Annotated in this window: 10 protein-coding genes; 5 read left to right on the top strand and 5 right to left on the bottom strand. The window is 39.1% G+C overall.

Annotated features, from left to right (window positions below; genetic code table 11):
- Positions 1 to 11: 11 nt before the first annotated feature.
- Positions 12 to 1,217: a histidine kinase gene (locus V7K84_RS05580; protein WP_334836840.1), complete on the top strand. Its 1,206-nt coding sequence runs from the start codon at positions 12 to 14 to the stop codon at positions 1,215 to 1,217.
- A gap of 24 nt (positions 1,218 to 1,241) precedes the next feature.
- Here the strand turns inward: V7K84_RS05580 and V7K84_RS05575 are convergent, their stop codons facing one another.
- Positions 1,242 to 2,267: a PleD family two-component system response regulator gene (locus tag V7K84_RS05575; protein WP_334836965.1), complete on the bottom strand. Its 1,026-nt coding sequence runs from the start codon at positions 2,265 to 2,267 to the stop codon at positions 1,242 to 1,244.
- A 645-nt stretch (positions 2,268 to 2,912) separates the two neighbouring features.
- Here V7K84_RS05575 and V7K84_RS05570 point away from each other — a divergent pair.
- A complete protein-coding gene (locus tag V7K84_RS05570) occupies positions 2,913 to 3,173 on the top strand; it encodes a chlororespiratory reduction protein 7 (protein ID WP_094348554.1) in 261 nt (86 codons plus the stop codon).
- A gap of 33 nt (positions 3,174 to 3,206) precedes the next feature.
- Here the strand turns inward: V7K84_RS05570 and V7K84_RS05565 are convergent, their stop codons facing one another.
- Positions 3,207 to 3,776 carry a DUF2854 domain-containing protein gene (locus tag V7K84_RS05565; RefSeq protein WP_334719157.1) on the bottom strand — a complete coding sequence of 190 codons (570 nt, stop codon included), beginning with the start codon at positions 3,774 to 3,776 and terminating at the stop codon, positions 3,207 to 3,209.
- Positions 3,777 to 4,177: 401 nt separating this feature from the next.
- Between V7K84_RS05565 and V7K84_RS05560 the strand changes: the two genes are divergently transcribed.
- The gene (locus V7K84_RS05560) at positions 4,178 to 4,351 is read left to right on the top strand and encodes a hypothetical protein (RefSeq protein ID WP_094348556.1); all 174 of its coding nucleotides are present in this window, start codon (positions 4,178 to 4,180) and stop codon (positions 4,349 to 4,351) included.
- Positions 4,352 to 4,482: 131 nt separating this feature from the next.
- Here V7K84_RS05560 and V7K84_RS05555 read toward each other — a convergent pair whose 3' ends face one another.
- Entirely contained in the window at positions 4,483 to 4,899 is a 417-nt protein-coding gene (locus V7K84_RS05555) for a response regulator (protein WP_094348557.1), read from the bottom strand.
- 211 nt (positions 4,900 to 5,110) lie between these two features.
- Positions 5,111 to 7,282: a polyphosphate kinase 1 gene (gene ppk1 / locus V7K84_RS05550; protein WP_334836839.1), complete on the bottom strand. Its 2,172-nt coding sequence runs from the start codon at positions 7,280 to 7,282 to the stop codon at positions 5,111 to 5,113.
- A gap of 726 nt (positions 7,283 to 8,008) precedes the next feature.
- On the opposite strand from ppk1, the gene V7K84_RS05545 reads away from it, so the two are divergent.
- Together V7K84_RS05545 and V7K84_RS05540 are read left to right on the top strand one after the other, a co-directional pair.
- The gene (locus V7K84_RS05545) at positions 8,009 to 8,545 is read left to right on the top strand and encodes a hypothetical protein (RefSeq protein WP_334836838.1); all 537 of its coding nucleotides are present in this window, start codon (positions 8,009 to 8,011) and stop codon (positions 8,543 to 8,545) included.
- 510 nt (positions 8,546 to 9,055) lie between these two features.
- On the top strand, positions 9,056 to 9,487 hold the full coding sequence (locus V7K84_RS05540; protein WP_334836837.1) for a hypothetical protein: 432 nt from the start codon (positions 9,056 to 9,058) through the stop codon (positions 9,485 to 9,487).
- A gap of 70 nt (positions 9,488 to 9,557) precedes the next feature.
- Here the strand turns inward: V7K84_RS05540 and V7K84_RS05535 are convergent, their stop codons facing one another.
- A complete protein-coding gene (locus V7K84_RS05535) occupies positions 9,558 to 12,497 on the bottom strand; it encodes a hypothetical protein (protein WP_334836836.1) in 2,940 nt (979 codons plus the stop codon).
- Positions 12,498 to 12,520: the final 23 nt, after the last annotated feature.

Here is a 12,520-nt window from a genome sequence, read left to right as displayed (position 1 = left end):
GGTTGTTACCAGTGCTGAAACACGATTACATGCAAGTTTCCCAGGATCAGCCTATTTATTCTGAGGCTCCACTCCAGCTGTTACTGTTTGTCGATGGACGCCCCAAGTCCCGTCAACAGGTGCAGCGAATACGTGCTTACTTAAAAGAATTGCAGGCTGAGTATAGTTTTGAACTTCAAACTATTGATGTTGGACAACAACCTTACTTAGCAGAACACTTTAAATTGGTAGCAACGCCAGCTTTAATCAAAATTCACCCGGAACCACGACAGGTTTTGGCTGGGAGTAATATCATAGCGCAATTGAAAAACTGGTGGCCTCGCTGGCAAGCCGCTGTAGACGCCTATTTAAAATTACAGGAAGACTTACAAGAACGGATAGACGATACTGCTAGAGTGACATCACCCAAATCCACTATTCGTTCAGTTGCTGTTTCTGCCGAACTCATCCGACTCTCAGACGAAATTTTTCGTTTAAAACAAGAAAAAGATAACCTCCAAGAGCAGCTACAGTTTAAAGATCGGGTGATTGCGATGCTGGCACACGATCTCCGTAATCCCCTAACTGCTGCCGCGATCGCCATCGAAACTCTCCAATCTAACTACAATTTAGAGACAGGCCAATTTCAGCGCCTCAAACCATCCTTGACAGCGCATCTATTAAAACAAGCCCGTAATCAAACTAAGATCATCGACCGGATGATTGCCGACCTTTTGCAGGTAGGTCGCGGCAAAGATACTGAGTTTCCAATTCTACCACAAAAGGTGCAACTAGGTAAACTGTGCTTAGATGTACTAGAAGAATTGTGCGATCGCTACACCGCCAAATCCCAAGAGGTCGAAACAGATATTCCCAACGACCTACCTTATGTATATGCCGATCCAGAACGCATCCGGCAAGTACTAGTGAATCTGTTGGATAATGCCATCAAATACACCCCAGAAGGTGGCAAGATTAGCATCGCCGGATTGCACCGCACTACTCAAAAAGTTCAGTTTAGTATTGGCGATACTGGGCCTGGTATTCCTGTAGAAAATCGCGATCGCATTTTTGAAAACCACTTCCGCCTGCAACGGGATGAAGGTACAGAAGGTTACGGCATTGGCCTTTGTCTATGCCAACGCATCGTTCTGGCACACTATGGTCAAATTTGGGTGGATTCTGCCCCCAATAACGGAGCATGGTTTCACTTCACACTGCCAGTTTATCCTTCTTAGGTATTGGGTATTGACAAATGACAATTAAGAACTTGAGACAAAGCGATCGCGTCCCCCGGCCTTTGCTTGGTAGAGTGCTTTATCTGCCAGCACGATCAACTCTGAAGGTGAAGATTCCCAAGTCGGGACAACAGTTGCCACGCCCATACTGAGAGTGACGTGCTGACTCACCGCAGAACCGTCATGGACAATTTGCAAATCTTTGATTCCCGCTTGGATTGCGGCGGCAACGTGAAGTGCGCCAGATGCAGGAGTGTATGGCATAATTACAGCAAATTCTTCACCACCATAACGCGCTACTAAATCCTGATGTTTTTGTGCCTTAAGGCTTAAGACAGCACCCACCTTTTGTAGACAGACATCCCCTGCCGGATGGCCATATTTATCATTATAAAATTTAAAAAAGTCGATATCACACAAAATCATTGACAAAGGAAATCCCTCTTGTGCGAGATTAATCCATTGAGTATTGAGATAATCGTCAAAGCGGCGACGATTAGCCAACTCAGTTAAGCCATCTACATTGGCAAGGTGATGCAAAGCTTCGTTTGCCGCCTCTAACTGTTTGTATACTTGTGCTTGCTGTAGCAGTCGGCGCAACCGCTGGCGTAATACAGGCCAGTGAATTGGCTTAGTAACATAATCAGTTGCTCCCGCTTCAAAAGCACGGTTTACAGATTCCTCATCGTCCAAGCATGTGATCATCAAGATGGGAGTGCGCTCCCATATCTTGGAGATGACTGTATTGTTAAGAGTCGAGTCAGTATCAAAGGTGGCAAGGGCTGAGATTAAATTATTCCTAGCAATCTGGAGCAAGTTCTTACAGCAGGTAAAGCCATCCATCACAGGCATTACAGCATCTAGCAAAACTATATCCGGTTTGATAGTCTCGTAAGCATCTAAACATTGCTTACCATCATTGACCTCGACTACTCGATAACCTTCTTGTTCCATTGCTTTACGCAACAATACCCGGATGGTCTTGTCATCATCAGCCACTAGAATCAGTGGTGGTTGCTTAGAAACAGTAAATGGGCTTATGCCTGACATGAGTTGCCTTCCACTTGCGGAACTATCCTGAAAAAGGCTGTGCAACTCAATCGCATGGGGGCGATCGCTATTTTCATCAATGCCAGGATTTGCGGCAAAGGCGTGTCTGGCTTCACAATCAACTGTTTTTTGACAATGGACTGCCCAATGTTGTTGGGCCAAGCAAGCGGTAGATAAATAAGTTGCATAGACAATCTGTAATTGGAACACGAAGGCAATTGCTGCCTTTTTGTTCAGCGATGGTTATGGGAGAAAATGTTACTTTTATATTTCCCTATTGTTAAAGTCAAATTACGATTTTTTTGAGAATTACAAATACACACCCTAATTATTTAGTTATGTAGTTAGTTTGTAAACCTAGTGAGACAAGGAAAAGCAATTGCCAAAGTACCCTCAGAAGATAGCTAATACTAAATACTAATATCACCTGACTGAAATTTATTTAGTATATCCGACAAGGCTTGCTGAGGTTTAGTATAATTACATAAGATTGAGATAAAACTTAGTGCAAAACTTTATTTTCAAGCGACTTCATAACCATTGATTTCTAGTCATAAACCACTCAGAACTCAAGTTGATTACACAAACAAGCAAAAGTTGTTACAAAAACCATCCAAACCTATTGACATTCGCTAAATCTTTAAAATGCCAGACTCATTAATGTACCAGCAGGATCATTTTGTTGTTCTAGAAACAAATCAACCAGAACAATTTATGACACCATCAGAGCTATTAGAAAAGCTCAAAATAACTCTTCAACAACTCATAATTCAAGATTTACCACCTGACTTGCAAAAGTTTGATACAGTGGAAACTCAAGCCCAATATTTAATTGACACTAGTTGCGAATTAGATATTGGGCCTGGGAAATATTTACAGTGGTACGCAGTTCGTTTAGAAAAGTAACTTTTTGGTAAATGCTTAAGATTTTGCTCTTGACTATTGACTCGTGACTAGTGATTCTTTTTGAATATTGATTAGCGCTAGCTCAATTGTATTTTCAGATGGCTGTGTTATTTGAATTTCCAATCCAGGACCAAAATAATTGGTCATTTTTTCATGCTTTTTTTGCCACACATCAATTGGTATTAACGGTGAATCAAATTCTAAAATTAGGGCATAGCTCCCATCAACTTCTGTTTCTCGTAACCCTGTGACTGTTGGCCGTTCCTGATCGGTGGGACTCAAACCCAAAAAAGAAAGTGTTGTATCTAGATGAGCATCTTGACCGTAGCAATATCGGGTGATGTCTTTGCGAATTTTATTTTGCGTATCAGTTGCTTGCTGCTGGCGCAGTATCAATGCTGATGGTGACGTAGTTTGGGTAAATGGTACTGGCTTAAGTTCATTAGCTTTTAGCGCCAGCCCTCCCAATAATAGAGGAATCCCGTAAAAAAATCCGACAAGATTGAGTGTGGCATTATTATCAGCATAGGCGACGAAGCCAATGATGGTTAATATGCCACCGATAGTTAGACCGAGTGTTCCTAAAGAGATTTGGCGTAGCATGAGCTTAAATTAGTATAAAGTCTGAATACCTTAGTTTTATTATCATCGGCTATGAGTAACAAATTAGGAAAGAATATCGTCTCCAGGCGCTAGTATTCAACATTGCCATATTAAGGCGGTTAAACCGCACGGCAGTTACTAAAGAGCCGGAAGGCAACACACCAAGAGCCAACAAGTCAGGCATTTCCGCCCAAAGCACTAGCTTCGTTTAAACGAGACTTTACCCACTTTTGTCTTTGTGATTTTCAAACACTCAATTTTTCCTTAGTCTACTATTTGCGCAGCATCTCGTAGAGAAGGCAGGTAGCTCTAAGTTGACTACTAACGGCGTATAGTGTGCCAGAATATTAGATTTTGAGTTAACTTTAAATTTAAAGGTAGTTAAAGATAGGAAAAAAATAATGGATTTACAGACTATAAAAGAACGAATTGTCGCAGTTCAAAGTAAACGCGATTACCTATTAAGCTTACTGGAGCAACCAAACCTGGGAACTTTGAGAATTGACGTAAATCAGGCTTTGGAAGAACTGGATGAACTAATTGATGAATTTACACGCACTATTCCGGTAGAGTAGAAGTTATCAAAAATACGTCGGTTCAACCTCAACTTCAGGCTAGACCGACGTTCTTTCTTCAGTAGTATCATGTCTTCAATCCCCAGAATTGAACTAAGCCTGAGTTGGCGAAGCAATAATGACTGCATCATTTATCCTGCCACTGAACCATCTCCTGCACGCTGACCCAGCTGCCTAACTAAGGCAATAAGTTCGCTTGTAGGCACATCTTTCTTGCAAACGTCATCAAAGCTAGACATTGCCTTTGTCCCATGAAAATTGACATCTTCCACTGAGGAGTAAGCAAGTATCTGGGTGTTCGGAGATATAGCTTTAATGTGACTGGACGCACTCCAGCCATCCATGACTGGCATCTGTAAATCTAGAACAATTACGTCAGGATGGCAACGTTTAACCATTTCTATAGCTTCTTCACCATTACTGGCTAAACCTACTACTTGAATATTTTCCTGGCAAGAAAAAACCAATTGTAAGGTTAAACGAGTCAGTTCGTGGTCATCAACTACTAAAACACGCAAGGTAGAAAGCTCGCAGGATAACATTAACATTGAGGGGAAAGACAAATTTATTCAGAATAGCCTCTCCAGTTTATGAGAACAAGTGCCAGCACTGACTCTATCCTATGGTTGAATAACTTGTGTGAACCCTATGATAAACAACTTAGACAACTGCTCAAAAAATTCAATTTTTCCAAAAAGAACTAAGTTGAGCTAGTTGTCAAGGTATAAGTAACTTATTTTTTATCAATCAGGTTGGGACTCAGGTTGGGACTACACCAGTTGAGCGCAATGCCATGTTCATGAGAATTTTTTGTGAATTAGCTTCTGGAGAATCATCATAAGGACGCCGTTGAATGTAAGTGCCATCAGCTTGTAATTCCCAAGCTTGGCGATTATCTGCGAGCATAATTCCCATAATTTCTTGCAAATCTTTAGCAATATCTGGGTCTTTTACTGGGGTAATTACTTCGACTCGGCGATCTAGGTTGCGACGCATCCAGTCAGCACTGCCGATATATATTTCCTCCTGTGTATTGTTATGAAAATAATAAATTCGAGAGTGTTCTAAAAAGCGACCGACAATGCTAATGATACGAATGTTTTCACTAATATCTTTGATTCCTGGGCGTAAACAACAAACACCCCTGATAATTAAGTCGATTTGCACTCCAGCGCGGGAAGCTTCATATAAAGTGGCGATAATTTCTGGATCGACTAAGGAATTCATTTTGGCGACAATCCGTCCAGAAAATCCATTTTGAACATTTTCGATTTCGCGGTGAATTAGTGCCAAAAAGCGATCGCGCATATTCACAGGTGCAACCAGCAACTCTCGATAAGATTTTTGTAGAGAGTACCCGGTTAAGAAATTAAATAAATCTGTAATGTCAGCGCCCAATTCTTCACGGCAACTAAACAATCCCAAATCTGTATACAGCCGTGCTGTTTTAGGGTTATAGTTACCAGTCCCAATATGCACGTAGCGACGTATCCGGTCTTTTTCGCGCCGTACCACCATGACGGTTTTACTATGAGTTTTTAGCCCGACTAAACCATAGACGACATGAACTCCAACTCTTTCTAGTCGTTTTGCCCAGTAAATATTATTCTCTTCATCAAATCGCGCCTTTAATTCCACCAGCACAGATACCTGCTTGCCATTTTCAGCAGCGGCAATTAAGGCGTTGACGATGGGCGAGTCACCAGAAGTCCGGTAAAGGGTCATCTTGATAGCTAACACATTTGAATCGTAGGCAGCATGGGTAATAAAACGGACTACTGTAGCCGAAAAGGATTGATAAGGATGGTGTACTAGTAAATCCTTTTCCCGAATTACAGCAAAAAAGTCTTTTCCTTCGTCCGTCTCCAGCGCATCTGGGTCTAAACTCGGTTCTCTCAGCCTTTGCAGGCGTAACGGTACAACAGATTGGCGTGGTGGATCTTTGAGTTCTGGCAATGGCAAGGACATAAAGTACATTAAATCCCGCAGTCCCAAAAGACCATCTACCTCATAAACATCACTTTCTGTTAATTCCAAATCTTGCAATAATCGCGATCGCACTATTTCTGGAGTCTGGGATTGAATTTCTAGCCGGACTGGACTACCACCCAGACGCCGTTTTCGCAATTCCTGTTCGATCGCTAACAACAAATCATCTGCTTCATCTTCTTCTAAGACCAAATCGGCATCACGGGTAATGCGGAACGGATGATATTCTTGAATGTTCATCCCTGGAAATAGAGATTCCAAGTTATGAGCGATCGCCTGTTCTAAAGGTACTCCAGTCCAGTGGGCAGGTTTTTCGTTATTTTGATCTCCCAACTCAGGTGGTATCGGTAAAAATCGTGGTAGAACACTAGGGACTTTGATTCTGGCAAAAAATTCTTCTTCGGTGTCTGGGTTTTTGACCACAACAGCCAGATTTAAACTCAGATTAGAAATAAACGGAAAGGGATGACTGGGATCGACAGCCAGAGGAGTCAAAACTGGAAAAACTTGTTCCTCAAAATAGCTATTGAGATGAGTCCGCTGCTTTTGATTTAAATCTATGTAATTCAGAATATGAATGCCATGATTTACTAGTAGAGGACGAAGTACTTCCTCAAAATGTTGGTGCTGTTTGTTGACATGGGGAGTGAGGGTAGACCTAATATCGTCTAGCTGTTGTTGTGGTGTGCGACCATCGGGAGTTAACAGGCTAACTTTTGCCTCTACTTGTTGCTTTAAGCCAGCAACGCGCACCATAAAAAACTCATCTAAATTAGAGTTAAATATTCCCAAAAATTTAAGACGTTCCAGAAGTGGGGTGCGATCGTCACAGGCTTCATGTAATACCCTGGCATTAAATTCTAACCAGCTTAACTCTCGGTTAAGATAATATTGTGGATCGCTGAGATTGATGGGGGTAGCGCTTTTCTTAGATTTTGCCATAATGACCTAAAGGCAGGCAGATGTAGCCCATTCAACTGGGGGACAATAAATATAGTAAGTTAAATGGTGCTTGAGCAAAACGCTGAGGCAATTTTTTGCTGTGCTTATTATCTAGCTCACTACTGGTAAAGGACAGACATCAGACTTTTAAAAATCTATTTGTATTCAAATAACTTTAGTCAAAGATTCAAAAATTAACTTGTGTAGACACGAAAGCCAACATTACTAAGAAATTTTTGGGCGCTTTGCGCGATACCTTGGGTATCTTCCAGATAATCACCCTACCCACCCAACCTATAACTAGATTTTATAGCCGGTTTCAATTTTGTGGAATATGGTGTTGGCGTATAGTTATCTGCCCTTTCAAAATATTGCATCCATACAATAACTGCGATCGGACTGGGATTCAAATCGTTACCCACAGCATATTACCTATAAAGATGCACTTAAGATTTAGCAAAGATATGACATAGCCATATCTGACAAGTTTTAACAAATTATTAAGCAGTGTTTACAGGGAATTGAGGCATTGGAACCAGTCTAAAGGCTTACCTCCAAGTCTTTATGGATTGGGCTTTCCAAAATCCCAATTTTGGTAATCATTGCCACAACTTTAATACAGATATTTAGTAGGCATAAGCGTTACTGCAACTCTATTTTAATGAGGTATTTGAAGCTTTTATTCAGAGCCACACCAATACTTCTATCTATTAGTTTTTTTAATTTATGACCTCTGCAATTTATAAAAATTTCAGTATTGTTGCTGAGATATTTCTGGGAGTCAATGGTTATATTGAGAACGTAAAGAAAAACAACACGGGGAGTTTGTTAATCATGAAAATTTCTGCGATCGTTAAAGGAAGCATCTGTTTATTAGGTTTGGTTAGCGTTGGTAATATCCTGGCTGCACCAGCAAGTGCAGGCCAAGCATCTGCTCGTGGTGCTGTAACTATTGTTAGAGCTTCAGGCGCTTCTATCAGTGTTAGTGGTGAATTAGCTTTGCCCAACAACGCATACTACGATCAGGATTTAGTCGTTAAAGCCACTATTACTGGCACACCAGCCGCAGACGATGAAGTTATAACAGATTTAACTCTAACTCCAGGCACACCTAACGTTACAAACCTCTCTACTAGCAGCAATCCTTTCGTTGCTTCAGCAGCAGCAGCCTTAGACGCAGCTGTAACTGCTGGCGACATTGGCGCACAAGCAGCTATCATTCGGGCTGGTTCTGGTTCTAATGGTTTAGGCGGTTTAGAATAGATTAAGTTTTTGCTTTCGTCTTGTAAGTACTTACAAAATTTTTAGCAACTGACAGAACAGTTGAATAAATCAATCGATCGTAGGGAGGAGAAATAGCAATGCTATATCTGTTCCCTATATTTATTTTTATATATATGATACGACGCTTCTTTGCGGCTCAGATTCCCGACTTCTCTAAGAAGTCGGGAATCTTGTTTGTTATACAGGTTTTTGGGTTAAGAAATTATCATACGACTCCTCATCATCACTTTACATAGCTTTAGTAGAATCAATATAAACCCTGAAACTCCCAGAAAAGAATGAATCCAGCACTTGCGTAATAATACGAATCCCCAAAATGTTCATTGTTAACAAAATGCTCATGTCAGGAATTCTATATTTTTCTATGATGAAAGTAATAAACAAGATAAAAAACATTCCACCTCTACTTTTGTTAGTCGAGGTTAATTTTGCATTCGCAAGCAAAATCTGGAAACAAGTTAAGGTAACAACATGAGGAGTTTATAAAACATGAATAGCTTATCTAACAAATTATCTATAATTATTCGAGGAAGTATCTGTTTATTAGGTTTAGTGAGTGGGGAATATTTTTTAGCGACATCGGCAAATGCACAACAAGCTACTGCTCGTGGCGCTGTTACTCTTATTAGACCTTCTGGTACTTTTCTCAGTGTCAGTGGTGAAGTAACTTTACCTTCTGGCTCTTACTATGAAAGAGGTTTAACAATTTCTCCTACCTATGGAGGTATAGCAGGTGGAAATAACGAAACCATAACTAGTCTGACTATAACTCCAGGAGTAGCTCAAACTACTATCATCTCTAACCCAAATCCATTTATTGATACAGCAGCAAATTTATTAAATAATAGTAATTCTGTTGAAGATTTAACATCTATAATCCAAGCAGGTGCTGGTAATAATGGTTTAGGTGCTTTAGATTAGACATAATTGGCAAATTAAAAATCTTAGATCCCCGAATTTTCAAATAATTTGGGGATATTTGATAATGCTATCAAAATCGATAACCACCTTGAAGTTTTAAGTCAAATCCATTCTCACCTGTACCAATTTGAGTTTCTATAAACACACTATTGTCGGGGAAATTATGTCTCATAATAATTCCATAATTAAAGCCAGAAACTCGGCTGCTCAAGCCCAGATTATTAATAGCATAATTTTTTAGATAAACACCAGCAGAAATATTTTTACTGACTCTGTGTAAACCCTGAAATTCAAAGAAGAACTCTTTGCCCATCTCTAAATTTGTCTTGAGATTCAAACCATGACTAGTACTAAACTCTCCATTGAAAAGACCTAAAAATTCCCCATTACTATTATTCTCAACAAAAGCGATGCCAGGAGCTAAAGAAAAACCAAAATTTCTTTCTTGGTGTTGATATAAATAACTTAAATAAGTAGAAAAAGGATTATTTTTATTAGAGGCACTATTCCAATCAACTCTCAAGTATGGTACGTGAGTGTTGATAGCTACAGGTTTTTTGGCTGAATTTAACCGTATATCAGTTTTAATATAGTTGAGAAGTATATTAGTATATAAACCTAATGTTGGTTCTTCCGTTCCTAAATTATTATTAGAAACGCCTGGTGCTGAGTTAGCATCTATATTAAACCACGTTCCAACATTAGCACTATAGTTAAAATTTCCAGAAGAACCTGCTGCTAACAATTCAACTGTTGGTAAAGATAGATAACCGTTAAAGCTATTAAAATCAACACCTATTTTGCTAACTCTAGTGAGTTCCATATAATCGAATGCTAAATCGGCTGCTCTTATTTGCAGTGGTACTAGTGTTGAATCTGCTGAATTATATTTTTGTACAAATCTTTGCCCTTGAGGGTTTGTTAAAATGACTTCTACAGCAGAGGCTTCGTTAATAGGATCGATGGAAGTACCATTTAAAGGGATTGGAATCCCAATGTATGTTAGAGGGCCAAATTTTTCATTAGAGAGCCTGAGATCGGAAAAAAATGTATCACCTTCATCTAAAATAGAAATATTTCTTTCAAGAAACTGAACTGCTCGTTTGTGGTTTCCTGTTCTAATTTGCAGGATGTTAGAGTTGTTAGGAGTGACTTGACTGGGAAATGTGTAAGTTCCAGATACCTGCTCTAACCCACTAGATGCATTGGCATAAGATAAAGTGCGATTCAGCCTGTTATTAATTTGTCTTCTTTGATCAGCCGTAACAGATGTATTTAAAGGAACAAAACCTTCCCCATTTTTTAGTTTTTGTCTAGCTTCTTCTAAACCTTGTTGAATCTTATCAATTTTAATAGCTTCAAAAACTCCACCTAATAGCAAACCTAATGTAGAATTCACTGATTGGATAGCATCAATACTAGTATCGCTAAATTTAGCTGTTAGGGATAATCCTGGAGCAGAAAAAATGTTAGAATAAGTAGCTTTACTTGCAACTGGATCGTATTGAATTAAGCTCCGATTATGAGGATGGCTAACATACAGTCTGTGCCAATCAGAACTTTCTTGAGTTTGAGATAGTGTCTCAAATACAGGATCTCTTTTTCCTAAAGATAGCCACTGTAAAGAGTTAAGATAATGAAAATCTTTTTCGGATTGAGAAAGAAAAGGATTGACTGCTACATTTAACAAATCAAAGTTATCAAATTTTCCAAGTTGAGCAACTTTAATACCTGGAAAGGAAGAGACAGGAGCAGTAAAACCAAAACCTTTTTCCGTCAAGACATCTCCCCAAAAGATGCCAGCAGCTTCTAGGGCACTATTAGGAATTATTTCGCCTTCTTGGAGCCTGACGTTTCCATCGTCTAGCAAAGGTTGTATATTTGTCGTTGGAAAGCCTTGTAGAATTTTGGGAGCATTAGTAGCATCTAAAACTTGAAATAAAGCTTGCCCACCATCAACACTCAAGGTAGAGCCACTACCAATAGCTGGAATAGAGTTTTTTAGAACTGTGACATTAGGATTGTTTGAGTCAATTCCGCTATTAATAATAACTCTGCCAGCAGGTATTCCTTCAGGATTTATCAATTGTCCGGCTATTGAAGTTACAGAAAAGTTATTAGTATCAACTTCTCCAGCTAACTCTCGAAAATCTGTCGGTATAGCGAACAGAGTTTGCAATCCCCAAAATGCTTGTTGTGAGGTAACATTTTGGGTAATATAAGTATTAGTTTGTCTTCCTTGATAGAGGATACCGGCTTGCGAGCCTTTCGTTTCAACTACTATTCTATTGCGATCTAAAACCCAGTAAAACTGGTCAGCCTTGGGAAATTTGGCATAAGTAAACTTATCAATAATCTGATTCTCTCCAGAAAATCTGACTCTTATATCCGTATCTATATAATTTTCATTTTTATTTGGCTTAAATAATTCTGTGGAAAAAGTAAGGTTATCTGTAGGATTAACAATCCAAGGATATTTATTGGCACTAAATGTTAGAGCATCAAGAATTATTGTCTTTTGGATTGCTTGTGGTTGCTTTTTTGTTCGACGTAATTTTTCTATTAGTATTTGTTGCTGGGGTGTGTATGGTTTTAACGGATTTGAATTTGATGGTTGAATTGTATTAAGTTGAGGCTTTTCTCGATCTTCTTCAGGTAGATTGGGAGGCTTTTCTTTGTATTCTTCAATCGGGATAACATCAGCAATGGTGAATTGGCGTAACCGTTTTGGTTTCTTTAGGTTAGAGTTAGACTTTCTTAAAGCCTGTTTTAACAGTTCTTGGCTTGATAAGTTATTCGTTTTTTGATCGGAATTGATTAATAACTTGTTATGATTAGCGATTAAATCAATATTGTTTTGCCTGTTTATGCTTAGAGCGATCGCAGGTAATTTAATAAATACAATTTTGTATAGAATTGTTGAATACAATAAACAAATTCCAAGAATTTTTAGATTTTTTTTGAATCTCGTTAGGGAGATATTGATACCTTTTCGATTTGAATTTTTCAATGTTTTCAGAATAAAATTTTTGG

Origin of the sequence: Nostoc sp. (assembly GCF_036917315.1) — a bacterium.
Classification (GTDB): Bacteria; Cyanobacteriota; Cyanobacteriia; order Cyanobacteriales; family Nostocaceae; genus Nostoc.
Note: the sequence above shows the minus strand (reverse complement) of the source record. Positions and strands in the feature narration are given on the sequence as shown.

Bases quoted from the DNA above. Each gene is read 5' to 3' on its own strand.
- V7K84_RS05575 (WP_334836965.1), bottom strand. From the start codon at position 2,267: ATGTCAGGCATAAGCCCATTTACTGTTTCTAAGCAACCACCACTGATT.
- V7K84_RS05570 (WP_094348554.1), top strand. From the start codon at position 2,913: ATGCCAGACTCATTAATGTACCAGCAGGATCATTTTGTTGTTCTAGAA.
- V7K84_RS05565 (WP_334719157.1), bottom strand. From the start codon at position 3,776: ATGCTACGCCAAATCTCTTTAGGAACACTCGGTCTAACTATCGGTGGC.
- V7K84_RS05560 (WP_094348556.1), top strand. From the start codon at position 4,178: ATGGATTTACAGACTATAAAAGAACGAATTGTCGCAGTTCAAAGTAAA.
- V7K84_RS05555 (WP_094348557.1), bottom strand. From the start codon at position 4,899: ATGTTAATGTTATCCTGCGAGCTTTCTACCTTGCGTGTTTTAGTAGTT.
- ppk1 (WP_334836839.1), bottom strand. From the start codon at position 7,282: ATGGCAAAATCTAAGAAAAGCGCTACCCCCATCAATCTCAGCGATCCA.
- V7K84_RS05545 (WP_334836838.1), top strand. From the start codon at position 8,009: ATGACCTCTGCAATTTATAAAAATTTCAGTATTGTTGCTGAGATATTT.
- V7K84_RS05540 (WP_334836837.1), top strand. From the start codon at position 9,056: ATGAATAGCTTATCTAACAAATTATCTATAATTATTCGAGGAAGTATC.